A 19659-nucleotide genomic window follows, 5' to 3' on the forward strand; every position below is an offset into this window, starting at 1 on the left:
GGGGTGCCTTGAGGGATCGCTACATAAACAACCTGCGGGTCGCGGTCGGTTCCAGCGGCGTGCCCTACGGCTACACCGTCACGATATGGACCTCGGGTGCCCTGCTCGTGCATGCGCACTATCTGCCGAGCCTGCTCGACGCGCTGCTGTTCATGGCCGGGGCGGTGCTCGGCTACGGCTTCGCCTGGTTCGTGGCCTTCGGCAGCCCGAGCGTACGCGCGGAGGTGAAGCCGCGGGGGCTCCCGGTGTGGGCGAACCTCCACTTCCTCTCGATAGGATCGGCCATCGGGCTCTCGTACCCGATCTCGCACGGCCTGCAGGACGTGCTGGCCTGGCCTGCGACCAGCTTCGTGGCCACGACGGTATACCTGCTCGTGCTGGGCATCGAGTTCACGGCGACGGAGAGGAGGCGCTAGAGGGGGCACGCCCGGTGGACGCGACCCCGCGCAAGCGTAGAATATCTTCTCGTGGCGGCTTTCTGGCTGGAGGTGGTTTCGTGCCCGATGTGACGGTCATAGGCGGAGGGCTCGCCGGGAGCGAGGCGGCCTGGCAGGCGGCCGAGGCCGGCTGCCGGGTGGAGCTCTGGGAGATGCGCCCCGTGAAGCAGACCCCGGCCCACCACACCGGCTTCTTCGCCGAGCTGGTCTGTTCCAACTCGATGGGTAACCTCTCTTTGGGCACGGCCTCCGGCCTCCTGAAGGAGGAACTCCGCAGGCTCGGATCTGTGGTGCTGCGCTGCGCCGACGCCAACAGCGTCCCCGCGGGGGGAGCTCTGGGGCTCGCCCGGGAGAGCTTCTCCCGGGCCGTCACCGAGGCCGTCGAGGGGCACCCGAACATAGAGGTGGTGCGCGAGGAGGCCACCGACATACCCGATGGACCCGCCGTGATCGCGACCGGACCCCTCACCTCCGACGCGCTGGCCGAGAAGATCACCGCGCTCTCTGGCGAGAGGCTCTACTTCTACGACGCGGCGAGCCCGATCCTCTTCCGCGACTCTCTGGACGACGAGAAGATCTACCTGGCCTCCCGCTACGGCAAGGGTGAGGCGGCCTACCTCAACTGCCCGATGGACGAGGAGGAGTACTACGCCTTCGTCGAGGCCCTGACCACCGCCGAGCTCGCCCCGATAAAGGACTTCGAGGAGAACATGTACTTCGAGGGGTGCCTGCCGGTGGAGGTGATCGCCTCCCGCGGCCCGGACACTCTGCGCTTCGGCCCGATGAAGCCGGTGGGGCTGCCGGACCCGAGGACCGGAGAGGAGCCCTTCGCGGTGGTGCAGCTGCGGCAGGACGACGCCGAAGGGCACCTGTTCAACATGGTCGGCTTCCAGACGCGCCTGAAGTGGGGCGAGCAGAAGCGGGTCTTCCGCATGATCCCGGGTCTCGAGAACGCGGAGTTCGCCCGGATGGGCGTGATGCACCGCAACACCTACATAAAGGCGAACCACACGCTGGAGGCCACCATGCGCCTCCGCACCGGGGAGCCGCTGTTCTTCGCCGGACAGCTCACCGGGGTCGAGGGCTACGTGGAGTCGACCGCGATGGGCTACATCGCCGGCGTGAACGCCGCCCGGGTGGCCCGCGGTGAGGAGCCGATAGAGCTGCCCCGGCAGACCATGATCGGGGCGCTGGCCCACTACATCACGACCAAGGACGGGACGCTGCAGCCGATAAACTCCAACTGGGGGCTCGTCCCTCCGGCTCCGAAGAAGGAGAACGGGCGCCGCCTCGGAAAGCAGGAGCGCCGGGAGCGGCAGGCCCAAATGGCGCTCACCGCCCTCGACGAGTTCCTCGGGGTCAGGGCGGCCGGGTAGGAGAGGCGTTCTCTTCCGGCGGGAAGCTGCTGAAGAAGAGCCGCTTGAGCAGCTCCCGCCGGCTCCTCACGCCGACCTTCTCGAAGACGTGCGAGAGGTGACCCTGCACCGTCGACTCCGAGATGTAGAGCGCGCGGGAGATCTGACGCGTCGAGTGGGCGCGCAGCACGAGGTTCGCTATCTCCCTCTCCCTCCCGCTCAGCCCGTAGGCGGCGACGTTGATCCTGGCGAGCTCCCTCGGCCCGCTCGGGGCGGCGACCACGACCGTCTGGGTCGCTGAGCCGTCCTGACCCTTGCCGATCGAAGCCTGCAGCGAGAGCCACCGCCCCGAACGCCCCCGCACGTGCAGGTGCGGGACCATCGATTCGTCTTCACCCTTGCGCGGTGCGAGCGTGCGCTTCAGCATGCCGACGAGCGCCCAGACCGCCTCCGGCAGGTCGCTCCCGTCTTCTCTGTAGGGCTTACGCATGCCCAGCTCCTCCAGCCACCGGTCCATCCCGCCGGCTCTCTGCACTACTTGCCCGCGACGGTCCAGGACGAGAACCCCGATGGGCTCGCCGTCCGAGGTCCTGCTCCCCGTTCCGGAGCGCAGCGCCGCCGCGCGCAGGCCGGCCGTGAGGTGCGGCAGGATGCCTTCTATGAAGGCGGCCTCCTTTGCCGAGAAGTCAGGATCACCCTTCTCCCATGCCAGGCACAGCCCACCCCAGAGCTCGCCGTCCATCGTCATCGCCGCCCGCATCTCGTGTCCGAACCCCCGCGGCCGACCGAACTCCCTGTATCTCAGCGCCCGCTCCAGCCTGCCCCCCGTGCCGTCGGAGAGGCGGGCCGTGGCGAGACCCTTCCTCGCCATCCAGCCGTACTCGTTCACGTCGTCTTCGAAGTAGATGTGCTCGAAGAAGAAGCGCACATCCTCCCGGCCGCCCATCTCCCGGTTGAAGACCATCGGGCCGGTCGGGACCCCGCTCAGCGGGTCCATCACGCTCGCCGCATAACCCTCGAAGGGCACCACCTTCTTCAGCAGCACCACCGCCTCCCGGAGAAGCTCCTCCGGGGTTCTCTGCGCATGCGCCACCCGCTTCATCCCGGCGAAAACCCGCTCCCCGGCGATGCTCTGCACCCCGGTGCGCCCGGTTATCCTGGTGAACGGCAGGACCGACCTCCTCTGGGAATTTGCTACTTGTGTTGTGAGGCATTCTAGCAGGGGGGAACGCGTGGGGAATCCGCCGTTCGGGGGGTGTTTCCTCGTCCGTGGCCTGAAAACGGCAGTTTTCTGCTATATCCCCGGTTCTTCTCCGGGGGTAGAGTGAGCCCGAAGTAGCAATATCGGGTGAGTAAAGGGGCGCCATGACCGAGCGGATGGCCGCCGGGAGGCTGGATTTCGAGGAGTTGCGCCGGGCGAGCGAGCAGGGGGATGCAGAGGCTTTGATCTCCCTCTACGCCGACGACGCCGAGCTGCAGATCGTCAACAAGAACACCCCGCCGAGCCTGCCCTGCCTGCTGCGCGGCAGAGAGGCGATAGCAGACTACCTGCGGGACGTCTGCGGTCGGGAGATGATCCACCGCATCGAGGGCGAGGTGATCGGGGAGGATCGCGCCGCGTTCAGGGAGGCGTGCGAGTACCCAGACGGGACCCGGGTCCTGGCCGCGACGACGCTGGAACTGTGTGACGGCAGGATCGCCCGGCAGGTGAGCGTCGAGGCCTGGGACGAGTAGGAGACGCGATGGAGCCGACCGGCGCGTTTGCACCCGCAGTCCTCGAGAGATGGCGCAGGCGCGAGAATCTCCTGCCGGGGGCCTTCCTCGCGGCGCTGGCCGCCGCGGGCTGGGCATACACCATCCATCAGGCGCGAGGTGCGGGGATGGGCGAAGCCACGGGCCCCGCCCTCTTCCTGGCAGGCTGGGCGACGATGATGGTCGCGATGATGCTGCCGGCTACACTTCCCCTCTTCCTGCTCTACCGCACCCTCTCCCGCCACCGCTCCGGAGCGGGCGTGGTGGCCCTGCTCGCCGGCTACCTCCTCGTCTGGATCGCCGCGGGGCTGCCGGTCTACGCCTACAGCCTCCTGATGGAGGGGATGAGCCCGCTGCTTGCGGTCCTGCCGGGGCTGCTCCTCGTCGCCGGCGGAATCTACCAGTTCACGGCGCTCAAGCGTACCTGCCACGTCCGCTGCAGCAGCCCGCTCTTCTTCCTGATGCAGCGGTGGCGCGCGGGCCCGTCCGGTGCGTTGCGGCTGGGGGTGTTGCACGGCGTGGACTGCCTGGGCTGCTGCGCGGGCCTCATGGCCGGGCTGGTCGCCCTGGGGATGATGAACCCAGCCTGGATGCTCACGGCGGCCGTCATCGTCTTCGCCGAGAAGACTCTGCCCGGCGGTCACCGCCTCGTGCGCCCTCTCGGGGTACTGATGATCGCGGGCGGCGCGGTGATCCTGGGCACTGCGCTCTCTGGAGTATGGGAAGCCGTGTGAGCCCGCGGAGAGACGTGGTGGTGGAGCTGGACCTGCGGGGGAGCATCTGCCCGGGCCCCACGGTGGAGACCCTGGCCGTGCTGAAGTCCCTCCCTCCGGGAGGCAGGCTCACGGTCATCACGGACTACCCACCCGCCCGGCAGACCATCCCCCGCCTCGTCGAGCAGAGGAGGTGCTCCTGGCGGATAACAGAAGATGATGGGAAGACCTTCCACATGGAGATAGTGAAAGGCGGATGAACATGGAGAGAGCCGACCGGAGACCCCTGATGTACGTGGGGTTGCACGGAACCGACGATCCCACGCTGGCCACGCTGCCCTTCCTCGTGGCCACGGGCGCCGGAACCGAAGAGATGGACTGCTGCATAGTGCTGGTGGGAGAAGCGGCCAGCCTGGCCAAGCCGGGCATGATCGACGCCGTGCACGGCGTGGGCTTTCCGCCGCTCGGGGATCTGGTAGAGAAGGTCAGGGACCTCGGGATACCGGTATACGTCTGAGGCTCGTGTGCGGTCGCCCGGGGGGTGACCGAGGCGGACCTCGCAAACCTGGGAGCGCGATTCACCGACCCGGTGGGCTTCTCCCAGATGGCCGCCGAACGCAGCGTGGTCTCGTTCTAGGAAGAGACGCTGCACACGACCCGGCTCACGACGGGCGGGAGAAAGGAGAGACGGATGGCGTGGCGACTGATGGGAACCTTCTTCGAGAACTGTTCCTGCGACATGGTGTGCCCCTGCTCCACCTCGGGGCTGACGATGCCGGCCGACCAGGAACGCTGCCGGGCGGTGCTCGTCTTCCACGTCGACTCCGGTTGGATCGAGGGCGTAGACGTGAGCGGGCTCACCGTGGCCGTGCTCGCCGACACGCCCCGGGTCATGGCCGACGGCGGCTGGCGGGTCGGGCTGTTCATGGACGAGGCGGCCTCCCGGGAGCAGGCCGGGATGCTCGAAGCCGTCTTCTCCGGGCAGCTGGGCGGTCCGATGGAGCTACTCGCCCCTCTGATCGGGGAGATGCTGGGCATGGAGACGGCGGCCATCGAGTACGCGGACGATGGTCGACGCCACCGGGTGAAGATCGGGGATTTCGCAGAGATCGAAGTCGAAGACTTCGTGCCACCTCAGACCCCGGAGGGGGAAGTCTCCAGGCTCACGGGGATATTTCATCCGGCCAACTCGACGCTGACTATCGCCCGGGCGACCAGCTCCCGGGTCTCAGCCTTCGGGTTGGAGTTCTCCAACGTGGAGAAGAACGGGCACTCCGCCCCCTTTGCCTGGGCGGCGTAGCACTGGAGTGACCGGTTGTGTGGTTGATGGAAGCGAAACGAACGGACGTGAGGAGGCCGATCTATGGCAGAACGAGAGAACACTGTAGGACGGACGCCCGCGGAGGAGGTCGTTCGGGAATTTGCCGGACGTTTCCGGGGCGAGGTGATCCTGCCGGATGATGAAGGATACGACCCTTCCCGCAGGGTCTTCAACGGCATGATCGACCGGCGCCCGGCCATGGTGGTCCGCTGCACCGGTGTTGCCGACGTGGTCGCCGCCGTCCTCTTCGCCCGGGCGGAAGGGCTCGAGGTGGCGGTCCGCGGCGGCGGGCACTCGGTCCCCGGCTACGGGACCTGCGACGGCGGCATGGTCATCGACCTCTCGCCGATGAAAGGCATGTGGGTGGATTCGGAAGCCCGAACGGCCCACGCCCAGGCCGGTCTTACCTGGGGCGAGTTCGACCGCGAGACGCAGCTCTTCGGGCTCGCCGTGACGGGCGGGAGGGTCTCCAGCACCGGGATCGCCGGGCTCACCCTGGGCGGTGGGAGCGGCTGGCTGGAGCGCAGCCTCGGCTTCACGGCGGACAACCTCCTCTCGGTGGAGATGGTCACCGCCGAGGGCGCTTTCGTCCGGGCGAGCGAGACCGAGAACGCGGAGCTCTTCTGGGGCTTGCGCGGAGGCGGGGGCAACTTCGGCATCGCGACCTCCTTCGAGTTCCGGCTGCATCCGGTCGGGCCGATCGTACTCGGCGGGATGCTGCTCTACCCCGCGGAGCGGGCCCCCGATCTCCTGCGCTTCTACCGCGACTTCGTCGAGACGGCGCCGGAGGAGCTCGGTGGGGGGTGCGCGTTTATCACCGCCCCTCCGGAGCCGTTCATCCCCGAGCAGGTGCAGGGGACGAAGCTCCTCGCCGTCATCGTCTGCCACGCGGGACCCATCGAGGAGGGGGAAGAGGCGATCCGGCCGCTACGCGAGGCCTTCCCGCCGGCGATGGACATGGTCCAGCCGATGCCCTACACGGTGGTCCAGACGCTGCTCGACGCTGCCAACCCTCCCGGGATGCAGCACTACTGGAAGGCGGGCTTCATGAACGGGTTGCCGGACGAGGCCATAGACATCATCGTCGAGAGCGCGCTGCGGATGACCTCGCCGCTGACGGCGCTGGCGCTCTTCCCGATGGGCGGTGCGATCTCCCGCGTGGGAGAAGACGATACCCCGCTCGGACCGCGGGGTGCCCTCTACAACTACCACGCGCTCGCGCAGTGGGCCGACCCGGCCGGGTTCGAGCAGCATGCGGGCTGGGCCAGGGAGCTCGACGCGGCGCTCCGACCCTGGACCGACGAGCGCATCTACCTCAACTTCATCGGCGACGAGGGAGAGGAGCGCGTACGCACCGGCTACGGTCCCGAGAAGTACCGGCGGCTCGCCGCCCTCAAGCGCGAGTACGACCCGGACAACTTCTTCCACCTCAACCAGAACGTACGGCCAGCGGGGTAGAAGGGGCGCTCTGGACACGAGGTCGGACGCGGTCGAGGTGAACGAGCGGGGCGCGTGCATACCCGCACCGGCGATTTCACCTCGGTGACCTGCGCCGTTGCGGCAACCTGGGCAGCCCCCGGCCCGCCGGCCGGGAGACGACCTCCACCGAAGAGCAGGCGGACGATGCGGAGGTGCGGGCCCTACAGCTTCGCCGCAACCTCCTGCTCGAGCGCCGTCTCCAGGATCGTCGCGACCAGCTCGTCGAAGTCCAGCCCGGCGGCCTCCGCCGCGAGCGGCAGCGTCGAGGTCTCGGTGAAGCCCGGGATCGTCTTCACGTCGAGCACCCACGGGGTTTCACCCTCGAGGACCAGGTCCACCCGCGCGAAGGACGAGCAGCCCAGCGTCCGGTAGGCCGTGAGCGCCGTCTCCTCCACCCGCGCCGCGTCCTCCGGCGGGATCTCGGCGGGTATCGCGAAGTCGGTCGCGCCGGGGGTGTACTTCGCCTGGAAGTCGTAGTAGGCGCCCTCGGGCGGTCGGATCTCTACGAGCCCGAGTGCCCGAGGCGGCTCGCCCGGAGGCTCGAGGATCGGCACCGCTATCTCCGTCCCCTCCACCCAGCGTTCGAGCAGGATCTTGGTGTCGTAGCCGAACGCCTCGTAGACGGCATCCGGGAGTGCCTCCGCACCCTCGACCCGGCTGAGGCCCAGCCCCGAGCCCTCCCTGCAGGGCTTGACCGCGAGCGGGTAGCCGAGGCCGGAGGCCGCGGGTTCCAGCGCCGCCGCCGCGCCCATCTCGCGCATCGCCCTTCGGGTGAAGGTACGGAAGGGCGGCGTCGGGAGCCCGGCAGAGATCAGCAGCCGTTTGGCGTAGTCCTTGTCCGAGCAGCGGACGCTCGCGTGCGGTCCGCTGCCTGTGTAGGGGATGCCGAGCGCCTCGAGCAGCGCCTGTACCGTGCCGTCCTCCCCGCCGATGCCGTGCAGGCACACGAAGGCCGCGTCCGGCGAGAGGTCCACGAGTGTCTCGGTCAGGCGCTCTTCGAGGTCCAGCTCGTGCACCTCGTGGCCCAGCCTCTGCAGGGCGTGGGCCACCCGCCTGCCGGTGGCCAAAGAGACGTCGCGCTCCATCGAGCGCCCCCCGCGCAGGACGACGAGGCGCGCCACTACCCCTCCTCCCGGCCCGCCGCCTGACGGGAGCGGTCGGCGCTCTTCTCACGGGACGATCCCCTGGCTCCCCTCTCGAGCGCGCTTCTGAGCTCCATGCGGTCTCTTATGACCCCGGAGAGCAGCTCTATGCCGCGCCTTATCCTCTCGGGTTCGACGAAGGAGAAGTTGAGCCGCATGCAGTTCCGGCCCGAGCCGTCGGCGTAGAAGCCTTCTCCGGGTACGTAGGCGACGCCGCCCGCGACCGCCCGCGGCAGCATCGCGCTCGCGTCCAGGTAGGAGGGGAGCGTCACCCACACGAAGAGGCCGCCTCTTGGGTGGGTCCAGTGGACCTCCTTCGGCATGTATTCCGCCAGGGAGTCGAGCATCGTCCTCAGGCGTTCGCGGTAGATCTCTATCTGCCGCCGAACGTAGCCCTTCCAGTCGCCCTCCCGGAAGTAGGTCGAGATGATCATCTGCGAAAGGTTCGAGGAGCACAGGTCCGCGCCCTGCTTGCCCACGTTTATCTTGTGGATTATCCCCGGCTGGGCGTGCACCCACCCGAGCCTCACGCCGGGGGCGAAGATCTTGGAGAAGGTCCCCAGGTAGATGACCCGCCCGACCTCGCCGTCCTCCTCCTGTTCGATCGCCGCGAGCGAGGGGAGCGGATCTCCCTCGAAGCGCAGCATACCGTAGGGGTTGTCCTCGACGATGACGAGGTCGAACTTTCGCGCCAGCTCGAGCAGCTCCCTGCGCCTCGCCTCGCTCATCGTCACACCCGCTGGGTTGTGGAAGTTGGGGACCGTGTAGATGAACTTCGGGCGGATGCCGCGCCTTCTCGCATCCTCCAGGATCTCCCGGGCCTTCGAGACGATCATGCCCGAGCGGTCCATCGGTACGTGCACGACCTGCGGACCGTAGGAGGCGAAGGCGTTCAGCGCCCCCACGTAGGTCGGGCCCTCGCAGAGGATCATGTCCCCCTCGTCGAGGAAGGCCTTGCCGACCAGGTCGAGCGCCTGCTGGGCCCCGGTGGTTACGAAGACGTTCTCCTGGCGGGCCGGTATGCCCTCCTCGGCCATCACCTCGACGATGACGTCCTTGGTGCTCTCTATCCCGCCGGTCGGACCGTACTGCAGCGCCAGCGCCGAGTCGCGGCTGATTGAGGAGAAGATCTCTCGCAGGGCCTCCTCGCCGAATGCCCTGGTGTCCGGGAAACCTCCGGCGAGCGAGATGATCCCGGGGCGCGAGGAGCCGTCCATCAGGTCGCGCACCGCGCTGGACTTCATCCCCTTCACCCGCCGGGCGTAGAGGAAATCGAAGCGGTCGAGGTCTACGAGCGGCACCGCATCACCTTCTTCCCACTATCGCAGGGACTGACAGCTGCCCACACGGCGCGACTCTACCACAGCGCCTTCCCCAATTGTAGACTTCGGATCATGGACCCGATCTTCGTCACATCCAACCCGGACAAACGCCGGGAGGTGGAGGACATCCTCGGCATGAAGCTGCTCTCCGCCTCGCCGGAGGTTCACGAGATCCAACACCTCGATTTCGCCGAGGTGGCCCGCGCGAAGGCGGCCTCGGCCCGCGACGCCCTCGGCGATCCGCCGGAGCCCGTCATCGTGGAGGATTCCGGCATCGTCTTCCGCGCCTGGAACGGACTCCCGGGCGCGTTCAGCCGCTGGTTTCTGGAGGCGGTGGGGGTGGAGGGGATGCTCGGGATGCTCTCCGGTGAGCGCGACCGCCGGGCGCTCGCCGTCTGCGTGGTCGCCGTCTCGATGAGGGGGGAGGGGATCAAAACCTTCCGCGGCGAGGTCCAGGGAGAGGTGGCGACGGCTCCGCGGGGTGCCGGCGGCTTCGGCTGGGACCCCATCTTCGTCCCCGAAGGTTCCTCCCTGACCTACGCCGAGATGGGGGAGGTCAAGCACGAGGATTCTCATCGGGCGAGGGCGTTCAGGGAGGCGGGCCGGTGGCTTGCGAGGAGGGGCTGACGAGGACCGTTTGGCCTTTTGAAGTCTGGTATTCTTTGGATGAAGAGCGAGATGAGTTCTCAACGGGAAGGGGCCTTATGCCGGCTAAAGACGGACGCTCGGAGAACGGTGACGTAGGGGCCCGCGGCGAGGGAGCCGTGGCGACCACCCCGGAGAATCTGGCCGAGCTATACCAGAAGATGGTCCTGATCCGGGCCTTCGAGGACGCCTGTCAGAGGGCCTTCCGTCAGGGCAAGATCGGCGGGTATCTGCACGTCTACACGGGCGAGGAGGCCGTGGCGACCGGCTTCCTCGACGCCTACCGCGAGGGCGACAGGGTGATAACTGCCTACCGCGACCACCCGCACGCCCTGCTCCTGGGAGCCTCGCCCGGCGAGGTCATGGCCGAGCTCTACGGCAAGCGGACCGGGCTCGTGAAGGGCAAGGGCGGGTCGATGCACCTCTTCGACGTCAAGCGCGGTCTCATGGGCGGCTACGGCATCGTCGGAGGGCACATCCCCGTCGGGGTCGGGCTCGCCTACGCCCTCAAGTACCAGAACACCGACCACATCGTCCAGCTCTTCCTCGGCGACGGGGCGATCAACCAGGGCGCCTTCCACGAGGCGGCGAACCTGGCCGGTCTCTGGGGCAAGGACGAGATGTGCCCCTGCCTGTTCATAATCGAGAACAACCAGTACGGCATGGGCACCTCGGTCGAGCGGGCCACCGCGATGACCGACCTGGCGGCCAAGTTCGACTCCTACGCGATCGAGCACGAGAAGGTCGATGGCATGGACCTCCTCGCCGTCCTCGAGTGCGCCCACCGGGCCACCGAACGGGTGCGCGAGAGCGGAAGGCCCTACGCGGTCGAGGCCATCACCTACAGGATCGCGCCGCACGGGGCGGCCGACTTCCTCGAGAAGTACCGCACCAAGGAAGAGGTCGAGAAGTGGCGCGAGCGAGACCCGATAGGCATGGTCGAGAAGCGGCTGCTGGATTCGGGTGATCTCGACGAGGAGAGGATAGAGGAGATAAAGCAGGAGGCCAAACGAGAGGTGGAGGAGGCCGTGAGGTTCGCCGAAGAGAGCGAGGAGCCACCCGCCGAGGAGCTCTACACCGACGTCTACGCTGGGGAGGGGGAGGAGTAGATGGCCGAGACCAAGACCTACCGGGAGGCCCTCAGGGAGGCCATGGTCCACGAGATGGACCGGGACGAGAGCGTCATCCTGATGGGCGAGGACATCGGCGTCTACGGCGGGACCCACCTCATCACCGACGGGCTCTACGACAAGTACGGTCCCCGGCGGGTCATAGACACCCCCATCTCCGAGAACGGCTTCACCGGGGCGGCGGTCGGGATGGCGATGATGGGGATGCGGCCCGTGGTCGAGATGATGACCTGGAACTTCTCGTTCCTCGCGGCCGACCAGATCATCCAGAACGCCGCCAAGGTGCGCTACTTCTCCGGCGGGCAGGTCAAGGTGCCGCTCGTGATCCGCGGTCCCAACGGAGGGGGCGTCCAGCTCTCCGCCCAGCACACCCACTCGCTGGAGAGCTTCTACGGGCACTTCCCGGGTCTGAAGGTCGTCGCCCCGGTGACCCCGAACGACGCCAAGGGGATGATGCTCACCGCCATCCGGGACGACAACTGCGTGATCTTCCTGGAGGCCGGAGCGCTCTACGGGACCAAGGGCGAGGTCGAGGAGGGCGACAACGCCGTGCCGTTCGGCAAGGCCAGAATCGCCCGCGAGGGCTCGGACGTGACGCTCATCGCCTACGGGCGGCAGGTCAACCTGTGCCTGCGGGCGGCCGAGACGCTCGAAGAGGAGGATGGCGTGGACGCGGAGGTGATAGACCTCCGCTCGCTACGCCCCTTCGACGAGGATGCCATAGTCGAGTCGGTGAAGAAGACGCACCGGGCCGTGGCGGTCGAGGAGCAGTGGCGCTGGTTCGGGGTGGCGAGCGAGGTCGCGGCGATCATCCAGGAGAAGGCCTTCGACTACCTCGACGCGCCGGTCGAACGGGTGAGCGGAGCCGAGACCCCCGCACCATACGCGCGCAACCTGGAGCTTCTGGCCTTCCCGAGCGAGAAGGAAGTCGCGAACGCCGCCCGGTGGGCTCTCTACATGGAGGAGAAGTAAGTTGCCGGAAGTGATCATGCCCAAGATGGGCGACGCCATGGAGGAAGGCACCCTCCTCCGCTGGCTCAAGAGCCAGGGGGACGAGGTGGAGGCCGGGGAGCCGATAGCCGAGATCGAGACCGACAAGGTCACGATGGAGCTCGAGGCCGAGGACTCGGGTACCCTGGCCGAGCTCTACGCCGAGGAGGGGCAGGACGTCCCCGTCGGCGAGGCGATAGCCTTCATCGCCGGCGAGGGTGAGGAGGTGCCCGAGCGCGGCGGCGGGGAGGAGCGGGAGGAGACCCCGGCCGAAGAGGGTGGATCGGGTGGAGACCCCGAGGCCGCCACGGCCACCCGCGAGGAGGAGCGTCCCGCCCCGTCCACCCAGCGCACCGACGGGCACTTCCGCGCCTCGCCGATCGTGCGGCGCCTGGCGCGTGAGAACAACCTCGACCTCTCCAAGATAAAGGGCACCGGTCCCCAGGGGCGCATCGTCGAGCGCGACGTGCGGGCGGCCCTGGAGAGGGGAGGAGCGGAGGCGGCTGAGGAGCGGGAGGAGGCCGCTCCACGCCCGGCCCCGGCGCCGGAGCCTGCCGGCGAGCCGGGCACCGAGCTCGTGCAGCCGAGCCGGATGCAGAAGATCATCGGCGAGCGGATGCAGCAGGCCAAGCGCGAGATACCCCACTTCTACGCGACGATCGAGGCGGACGTCGGGGAGCTCGCACAGCTGCGGCGCGACCTCAACGAGAGGCTCGCCGACGAGGGGATAAAGCTCTCGGTGAACGACTTCGTGATGAAGGCGTGCGCGCTGGCGCTGAGGAAGTTCCCGATGCTCAACGCACTGTGGACCGGCGACGGGATAGAGGTGCACGAGAGGGTCGACCTCGCGATGGCCGTCGCGCTCGAGTCCGGGCTCATCACCCCGGTCATAAGGGATGCGGCGAACAAGACCCTCTCTGCGATCTCCGCGGAGGCCAAGGACCTCGCCTCCCGGGCGCGTGACGGGAAGCTCAGGCCCGAGGAGTACCAGGGCGGCACCTTCACCGTCTCGAACATGGGCATGTTCGGGGTGGAGAGCTTCTCGGCGATCATAAACCCGCCGCAGGCCGCGATCGTCGCGGTCTCGAGCATCGTCCGGCGCCCCGGCTTCGACGAGGAGGGGAACGTCGTGCCGGTGGACTCCATGAAGCTCACGCTCTCCGCCGACCACCGCATCGTCAACGGGGCCGAGGGGGCGCAGTACATGGCCGAGGTCAGGCGTCTTCTGGAGAACCCGATGCTGCTCGTGGTCTGAGGGCGGAACGCTGGCGGTACGAGCGAAGGGGCCCGGTAAACCGGGCCCCTTCGCCTTCTTCTCTCTGCGCCGTCGCTCCGGCTGGGTTATTCTAAGCACAAGCCGTCCGGGAGGTTCCGGACGGGGATTTCGGCTCTTTTGGAAAGGAGGAGCTGTGGCGCCAGAACCATCGACCATCCGCAACGTCTGCCTCATCGGACACCGGGGAAGCGGCAAGACGTCTCTGGCGGAGGGCATGATCTCGCTCGCATCCGGCAGGGGGTCCGTATCGAGAGGGGTCCTCGACCACACCGAGGAGGAGTCCGAGCACGGGATGACCCTCGGCATGAACATGGCCACCCTCGAGTGGAAGGGGCGCCAGGTCAATGTCCTCGACACCCCGGGCGACGGGGGTTTCATCGGGGACGCGTTCGTCGCCCAGCGGGCGGCCGACTGCGCCATCCTGGTCGTGCACGCGCAGGACCCGATCCAGGTGGTGACCGAGCGCGTCTGGCGGCGGGGCGAGAAGGAGGACATCCCGCACATCATCGTGGTCAACCACCTCGACCGCGAGCGGACCGACTTCGGGGAGGTGCTGGAGCGGCTCCGGGAGAGGTTCGGCCAGCACGTCGTACCGATGAACCTGCCCGTCGGGCGCGAGGGGGATCTCCGCGGCGTCTACGGCCTGCTCAGCCAGACGGCCTACGTGGACGGCGGGCAGAGCCAGAGTATCCCCGAGGGGATGGAGGAAGAGGTCGAGCGGGCGCGGCTTCAGATCCTCGAGACGATCGCCGAGAGCGACGACAGCCTGCTCGAGAAGTACCTCGAAGGGGAGGAGCTCTCGACCGAGGAGATGTTCGAGGGGTTGAGGCGCGGGATCGCCGACGGTGTCATCATCCCGGTCCTGGCGGCGAGCGCGGAGCGCATGATCGGGGTGGACCGGCTGCTCGACATGATCGCCGGGAGCGCACCGAGCCCGCTCGACCGCTCGCGCTGGGTGGACGAGGAGGGGCGCGAATTCTCCTGCGACCCCGAGGGGCCCTTCGCCGCCTACGTCTTCAAAACCTACGTCGACCCGTTCTCCGGGCGGCTGAGCGTGATGCGGGTGGTGAGCGGGCGCTGTCGTTCGGATGAGGCGCTCGTGAACCCCCGCACCGGGTCGAACGAACGCCTCGGCGGGATCTCGCACCTGGTGGGCAAGGAACGCGTCGGGGTGGACGAGGCGGTCGCCGGGGACATCATCGCGGTCGCCAAGCTGAAGGACACCGCCACCTTCGACACCCTCTGTCGTCCTGAGTCGCCGGTGCGCTTCCCGGCGGTCGAGCTGCCGGAGCCTACGGCGGCGTTCGCCGTACGGGCGAAGGCCCGCGGCGAGGAGGAGAAGGTCTTCGACGCGATCCGCCGGATCGTCGACGAGGACCCCTCGCTCCGCCTCGAGCGGTCGGAGGACACTGGGGAGGACATCTTCTCCGGGCTCACCCAGATGCACGTGGAGATAGCACTCGAGCGCATAGGACGCCGCTACGGGGTCGAGGTCGAGGCCGAAGAGCCGAGGGTGCCCCTCAAGGAGACGATCTCCACGAGTTCGAAGGCGCAGGGTCGCTACAAGAAACAGACCGGCGGCCGGGGCCAGTACGGCGACTGCCACATCGAGATCTCCCCGCTGCCCCGCGGCGCGGGCTTCGAGTTCGTCGACGAGATCGTCGGCGGCGCCATCCCCCGGCAGTTCATCCCCGCCGTCGAGAAGGGGGTGCTCGAGGCGATGCGCGAGGGACCGATCGCCGGTTACCCGGTCGTCGACGTGCGCGTCCGGCTCTACGACGGGAGCTACCACTCGGTCGACTCCTCGGAGATGGCGTTCAAGATGGCCGGTTCCATAGCGTTCAAGAACGCCGTCGAGAACGCCCGTCCCGTCCTCTTGGAGCCCTACGTCAAGGTCGAGATCCTCGCCCCGACCGAGCTCGTCGGGGACATCATGGGGGACCTCTCCGGGCGGCGCGGGCGTCCGATGGGGATGGACCCGCGGGGCGAGCGCCAGCTCATCCAGGCCGAGGTCCCGCAGATAGAGATGCGTACCTACGCCAGGGACCTCCGCTCGATCAGCGGCGGACGGGCCAACTTCCACGTCGAGTTCTCCCACTACGAGGAGGTCCCCCAGAACATGGTCGAGAAGGTCCTCGCCGCCAACGAGCGCGAGGAGGCCGGGCAGAAGGTCGGCTGAAAGACGATGAGGGGCCTTCCCGGAACGGGAAGGCCCCTCATCCTTCTCTTCTTCGCGCTCGTCTAGACCCGCAGCACCTTCGCCATCGGCGGGCGTTCGACTAGCTCCTCGACGTGCTCCTGAAGTTTGAGACCGTCGGGGGTCGCGACCGCGTGCAGGTAGTCGGAGAACTGCAGGAGCGAACCGGGCAGGCCCGGGTCCTGCTGCTGCACCAGGCGCCCCTCCTCGCGCAGCCTGCGGGCGACGGCCCGCAGCACGGCGTAGGACATCCGGGAGAGGTCGCGCAGGGGCTGGTGGCGGTTCTGCCGGGTACCGAGGTCCACCTGCGCCATGGCCCCGAGCCCGACCTGTTTGAGGACGTCTATCATGATCCCGGTCTCGACCGCGTACCCGGTGAGGAACGGGATGGAGTTGAACAGCTCGCGGTCCGCGACGAACTCGCCCGCGAGCGGCTGCACGAAGCCCGTTAGCTCCGGGTAGAACAGGTTGAAGAGCGGTTTGGTAGTGAGCTCGGTCACCCTCCCGCCGCCGTCCTCCTCGACGGTCTCGCCGCTTCTGAACGGCCGGCGGTAGGCCGCCTTCACGTAGCGCACCTGCGGGACGAAAAGGATCGGCCCGAGGATGCCGTAGACGAACTGCGGCTTGAAGTCGCGGGTGTCCGCGTCCACGTACATAACCAGATCCCCGCGCGCGACGGCGAGCGAGCGCCACATCGCGTCCCCCTTGCCGTGCGCTCCACCCAGGTAGGACATCAGCTCGTTCTCGGAGTAGACCTCTGCGCCGTGGCGGGAGGCGACTTCCGCCGTTCCGTCCTCAGAGTCGGCGTCCACGACCATTATCTGGTCCACGATCGAGGAGGACGCCTCCTCGTTGACCGCGTGGATCTCGTCGATTATCCCGCCGACGGTGTCGGCCACGTTGCGCGAGGGCAGGACGAGGCTCACCGTCAGGCCTAGCTCACGTTTGCGTTTTGCCAGCTCTTGCAGGTCCGAGAACTGCCGGTAGTCATATGAACGATGCTTAAACCACTCAGCAGCGTCTGCGGACTCTATACGCCTGTTGTCAACCCTGATATCGCCCATGGTGATAAATGCTAACCTGATTTCATGCGCTTGTCTAGCAAGCATGGGTAAAGCGATGGTTGAGAGTGTGGGGTGGTAGAATCGTTGTCCTTCCACCCGTGGAGAGGTTTTGCTCGTATGAGATGCAGAGAATAGCTGGTTGATATGCGTATAGTTCTCACCAACGACGACGGTATAGACGCTCCGGGGCTCCTGGCGGCCCGCCGGGCGCTGGAGGAGATCGGGGAGGTGCTCACCGTGGCGCCGGACCGCAACCGCTCCGGCGTGGCCCGGGCGATCTCTTTCGGGCGTTCGCTCAGGGTAGAGGAGCGCGAGATGGCGGACGGCAGGGTCGGCTACGCGTGCAGCGGAACCCCCGTCGACTGCGTCCGGCTGGTCGCCCTCGGGCTCATGGATTTCAGGCCGGATATCGTGATCTCCGGGATAAACCACGGCGAGAACCTGGGCGACGACATAACGTATTCCGGCACGGTAGCGGCTGCCTTCGAGGGGATCATGATCGGGGTGCCCGGGATAGCGGTCTCGCTGTGCACCGAGCGACCCTGGCACGAGAGCGCCGAGGAGGATCCTCGCTCCGAGCCGCACGAGCTGCACTTCGAGCCGGTCGCCTCGTTCACGGCGCGCCTGGCGAAGGTCGCGCTGCGGGGGCTGCCGCCGGGGCGCATCCTGAGCGTGAACGCACCCAACCTGCCGGCGGAAGAGATAAGGGGGGCCGAGGTGACGCGGCTGGGGCGCAGGTTCTACAAGGACGAGCTGATCCGGGTCGAGGACGATCAGGGGCGGGTGGCCTACGACATCTACAACCACCCTCCCGGCTACCACGACGAAGAGGGAACCGACTTCGCCGCCATAAGCCTCGGCAAGATCAGCGTGACCCCGGTCCACCTGCAGCTGACCGACGAGGCGACCATAGAGAAGATCTCGGCCTGGAACCTGGATGCTCTTTTGCCGGAAAGCGAGAGGAAAGGAAGCCGCAGGTGATCGAAGCCGCCCTCTTCGACTTCGACGGGACGCTCGTGGACACGACCGAGTTGATCTACCACTCGATGCGCCACGCGGTGCGGGAGGTGATGGGCCTGGAGCCGCCGCGGGAGGTGCTGCTCGCGAACGTGGGCCAGCCCCTGCCGCGCCAGATGGAGCTTCTGGTCGAGACCGTCGCCGATGGCCGTCCGGACCGGGAGCGCCTCGCCGACCGGCTGCTCGAGGTCTACGTCCGGGACAACATCGCCAACCACGACGCTCTGATCCGGGAGTTCCCCGGCGTGGTCGAGGCTCTCTCGCGTCTGCAGGACGCGGGGCTCAAGGTGGCCGTGGTCACCTCCAAGAGCCGGGCCTCGGTGGAGATGGCCCTGAGAGCCATCCCCTCGCTCGGCGGGGTGACGGACAGGTTCGTCACGATGGAGGACACCGCCGAGCACAAGCCTCATCCGGCCCCTCTCCTCAAGGGGCTCGAGCTCCTGGGCGGCGTCCCGCCGGAGAGGGCCGTCTACGTCGGCGACTCACCGCACGACGTCGCCGCCGCGCACGCCGCCCGGATGAGGTGCATCGCGGTGAGCTGGGGTGCGTTCTCCGAGGATGTCCTGAGGGATGCCGGCCCCGAGTACCTGGTCCCCGACGTGGGCTCCGCCGCCGATGTGATACTGAAGCTGCGGGAGGCGCGGCAGGCCGGTACGGGGCGTCTCGCCTAGAGCCGGGATACCGCCTTCGCGAGCCGTTCCAGCTCCTCTTCGGTGTTGAAGAGGTGCACGCTCGCCCGCACGTAGGGGTACGGGTCGGGGATGAAGCGGAGCACGAAGCCCCGTTCGAGCAGCCGGGCGTTCACCTCCTCCGCGGTGAGGCCCTCGACCTCGAAGCTCACCAGCCCCGAGGGGGGAGGCGTGGGGGTGCGCAGGTGCACCCGCGGGATCTCGTCCAGCATCGAAGCCAGGAGCCCGGCCCTGCGGCGGATCTCCTCCGGGCCCGCCTCTCCGCGGTCGGCGGCCTCGCGCGCGGCCCGGGCGAAGCCCGCGGCCAGCGCCGGGCTCGTCGTCGAGGATTCGAACCTGCGGGCGTCCTCTCTCAGTTCGTAGTGCCCCTCGTAGTCGAAGGGACCGGCGAGCGAGGCGTAGCCGAGGTTCGTACTGTAGGCCTTGCAGCCCGGACGGACGTAGAGCCCGCCCATCCCCTCCGGGCCGAGCAGCCACTTGTGTCCGGTGAAGGCGTACATGTCGGCCCCGGTCGCCGGCGCGTCGACGGATATGTTGCCGACCGACTGCGCGCCGTCCACGACGGTCGGCACCCCGCGATCGCGCGCCGCGGCGCAGATCTCCTCGAGCGGCCAGACCGCCCCGGTGGTCCAGTCCACGTGCGAGAGCGCGACGAGCCGGGTGCGGGGCGTGATGGCCCGCGCCACCTTCTCCGCGGTCACCGGAGGGGAGAGTAGCTTCACCTTCACCCCGTAGCGGGACCCGAGGTGGTAGAGCGGGACCAGACACCCCGGATGCTCCGTCGCGGTCGAGACCACCTCGTCGCTCTCCGACCAGTCCATCGAGTGGACGGCGAGGTTGATCCCGTGGGTGGTGCTCTGGGTGAGGGCTATATCCTGCGGGTTCGCCCCGAGAAGGCGGGCTGCGGCCTCGCGCGCCTCGTCCAGCGATTCCCTCTGGCGGGCGTAGAGTCCCGAACCCTCCGCGTAGGCCGGCCCGTAGCAGAGATCCTCCGCCCTGCGGGAGGCCTCGATCACGCTGAACGGCGGAGGGCCGCTGCCGCCCGAGTTCAGGTAGACGAACTCGCCGGATTTCAGGGCCGGGAACATCTCTCGAGGAAGATCTGGTCTGGCTATCGCGGGCTCCTTTCC

General features: G+C 68.0%; 20 protein-coding genes. 15 read left to right on the forward strand and 5 right to left on the reverse strand.

What is annotated here, in order from left to right:
* The first annotated feature begins 8 nt into the window (after positions 1-8).
* Complete coding sequence (locus tag AC6EKW_RS06385; RefSeq protein ID WP_273887881.1) at positions 9-416, forward strand: hypothetical protein; 408 nt, start codon at positions 9-11, stop codon at positions 414-416.
* A gap of 80 nt (positions 417-496) precedes the next feature.
* Positions 497-1813, forward strand: coding sequence for a methylenetetrahydrofolate--tRNA-(uracil(54)-C(5))-methyltransferase (FADH(2)-oxidizing) TrmFO (gene trmFO / locus AC6EKW_RS06390; protein ID WP_498513956.1), 1317 nt, complete (start codon positions 497-499; stop codon positions 1811-1813).
* Here trmFO and AC6EKW_RS06395 read toward each other — a convergent pair.
* Complete coding sequence (locus AC6EKW_RS06395; RefSeq protein ID WP_498513957.1) at positions 1797-2930, reverse strand: helix-turn-helix transcriptional regulator; 1134 nt, start codon at positions 2928-2930, stop codon at positions 1797-1799. The genes trmFO and AC6EKW_RS06395 overlap by 17 nt on opposite strands.
* A gap of 227 nt (positions 2931-3157) precedes the next feature.
* On the opposite strand from AC6EKW_RS06395, the gene AC6EKW_RS06400 reads away from it, so the two are divergent.
* The 6 genes from AC6EKW_RS06400 (at position 3158) to AC6EKW_RS06425 (ending at position 7036) form a co-directional block, all read left to right on the forward strand.
* Positions 3158-3526: a nuclear transport factor 2 family protein gene (locus tag AC6EKW_RS06400; protein WP_498513958.1), complete on the forward strand. Its 369-nt coding sequence runs from the start codon at positions 3158-3160 to the stop codon at positions 3524-3526.
* 8 nt (positions 3527-3534) lie between these two features.
* Positions 3535-4278 carry a DUF2182 domain-containing protein gene (locus tag AC6EKW_RS06405; protein WP_498513959.1) on the forward strand — a complete coding sequence of 248 codons (744 nt, stop codon included), beginning with the start codon at positions 3535-3537 and terminating at the stop codon, positions 4276-4278.
* Positions 4275-4517, forward strand: a complete 243-nt coding sequence (locus AC6EKW_RS06410) for a sulfurtransferase TusA family protein (RefSeq protein ID WP_498513960.1) — start codon at positions 4275-4277, stop codon at positions 4515-4517. Before AC6EKW_RS06405 ends, AC6EKW_RS06410 begins: the two co-directional genes overlap by 4 nt.
* Positions 4514-4774 (forward strand): DsrE family protein, encoded by a 261-nt coding sequence (locus AC6EKW_RS06415; protein ID WP_143528915.1) that lies wholly within the window; start codon positions 4514-4516, stop codon positions 4772-4774. Before AC6EKW_RS06410 ends, AC6EKW_RS06415 begins: the two co-directional genes overlap by 4 nt.
* Before the next feature lie 174 nt (positions 4775-4948).
* The gene (locus AC6EKW_RS06420; RefSeq protein WP_498513961.1) at positions 4949-5557 is read left to right on the forward strand and encodes a DUF1326 domain-containing protein; all 609 of its coding nucleotides are present in this window, start codon (positions 4949-4951) and stop codon (positions 5555-5557) included.
* A 63-nt stretch (positions 5558-5620) separates the two neighbouring features.
* Entirely contained in the window at positions 5621-7036 is a 1416-nt protein-coding gene (locus AC6EKW_RS06425; protein WP_273887888.1) for an FAD-binding oxidoreductase, read from the forward strand.
* A 182-nt stretch (positions 7037-7218) separates the two neighbouring features.
* Here AC6EKW_RS06425 and AC6EKW_RS06430 read toward each other — a convergent pair whose 3' ends face one another.
* Together AC6EKW_RS06430 and AC6EKW_RS06435 are read right to left on the reverse strand one after the other, a co-directional pair.
* Complete coding sequence (locus tag AC6EKW_RS06430; RefSeq protein ID WP_498513962.1) at positions 7219-8178, reverse strand: D-alanine--D-alanine ligase family protein; 960 nt, start codon at positions 8176-8178, stop codon at positions 7219-7221.
* Positions 8178-9500 carry an aminotransferase-like domain-containing protein gene (locus tag AC6EKW_RS06435; protein ID WP_273887890.1) on the reverse strand — a complete coding sequence of 441 codons (1323 nt, stop codon included), beginning with the start codon at positions 9498-9500 and terminating at the stop codon, positions 8178-8180. Before AC6EKW_RS06435 ends, AC6EKW_RS06430 begins: the two co-directional genes overlap by 1 nt.
* A gap of 93 nt (positions 9501-9593) precedes the next feature.
* Between AC6EKW_RS06435 and AC6EKW_RS06440 the strand changes: the two genes are divergently transcribed.
* The 5 genes from AC6EKW_RS06440 to fusA all read left to right on the forward strand — a co-directional run bounded on the left by AC6EKW_RS06440 (position 9594) and on the right by fusA (position 15741).
* Positions 9594-10148: a non-canonical purine NTP pyrophosphatase gene (locus AC6EKW_RS06440; protein WP_273887891.1), complete on the forward strand. Its 555-nt coding sequence runs from the start codon at positions 9594-9596 to the stop codon at positions 10146-10148.
* A gap of 77 nt (positions 10149-10225) precedes the next feature.
* Positions 10226-11275, forward strand: a complete 1050-nt coding sequence (pdhA, locus tag AC6EKW_RS06445; protein ID WP_273887892.1) for a pyruvate dehydrogenase (acetyl-transferring) E1 component subunit alpha — start codon at positions 10226-10228, stop codon at positions 11273-11275.
* On the forward strand, positions 11276-12268 hold the full coding sequence (locus AC6EKW_RS06450; RefSeq protein WP_273887893.1) for an alpha-ketoacid dehydrogenase subunit beta: 993 nt from the start codon (positions 11276-11278) through the stop codon (positions 12266-12268).
* A 10-nt stretch (positions 12269-12278) separates the two neighbouring features.
* Positions 12279-13541 (forward strand): dihydrolipoamide acetyltransferase family protein, encoded by a 1263-nt coding sequence (locus AC6EKW_RS06455; RefSeq protein ID WP_273887957.1) that lies wholly within the window; start codon positions 12279-12281, stop codon positions 13539-13541.
* Between the two features lie 154 nt (positions 13542-13695).
* Complete coding sequence (gene fusA / locus AC6EKW_RS06460) at positions 13696-15741, forward strand: elongation factor G (protein ID WP_273887894.1); 2046 nt, start codon at positions 13696-13698, stop codon at positions 15739-15741.
* A 62-nt stretch (positions 15742-15803) separates the two neighbouring features.
* Here fusA and AC6EKW_RS06465 read toward each other — a convergent pair whose 3' ends face one another.
* Positions 15804-16868 carry a glucosyl-3-phosphoglycerate synthase gene (locus tag AC6EKW_RS06465; protein WP_337958746.1) on the reverse strand — a complete coding sequence of 355 codons (1065 nt, stop codon included), beginning with the start codon at positions 16866-16868 and terminating at the stop codon, positions 15804-15806.
* A gap of 99 nt (positions 16869-16967) precedes the next feature.
* Here AC6EKW_RS06465 and surE point away from each other — a divergent pair, with 99 nt between their 5' ends.
* Together surE and AC6EKW_RS06475 are read left to right on the forward strand one after the other, a co-directional pair.
* Positions 16968-17804 carry a 5'/3'-nucleotidase SurE gene (surE, locus tag AC6EKW_RS06470; RefSeq protein WP_273887896.1) on the forward strand — a complete coding sequence of 279 codons (837 nt, stop codon included), beginning with the start codon at positions 16968-16970 and terminating at the stop codon, positions 17802-17804.
* Entirely contained in the window at positions 17801-18511 is a 711-nt protein-coding gene (locus AC6EKW_RS06475) for an HAD family hydrolase (protein ID WP_273887897.1), read from the forward strand. The genes surE and AC6EKW_RS06475 overlap by 4 nt, the downstream gene beginning before the upstream one ends.
* On the opposite strand, the gene AC6EKW_RS06480 is transcribed toward AC6EKW_RS06475, so the two are convergent.
* Complete coding sequence (locus AC6EKW_RS06480) at positions 18508-19617, reverse strand: aminotransferase class V-fold PLP-dependent enzyme (RefSeq protein ID WP_498513963.1); 1110 nt, start codon at positions 19615-19617, stop codon at positions 18508-18510. The genes AC6EKW_RS06475 and AC6EKW_RS06480 overlap by 4 nt on opposite strands.
* Between the last annotated feature and the right edge of the window lie 42 nt (positions 19618-19659).

It is taken from the genome of Rubrobacter sp. M3-4 (assembly GCF_059772285.1).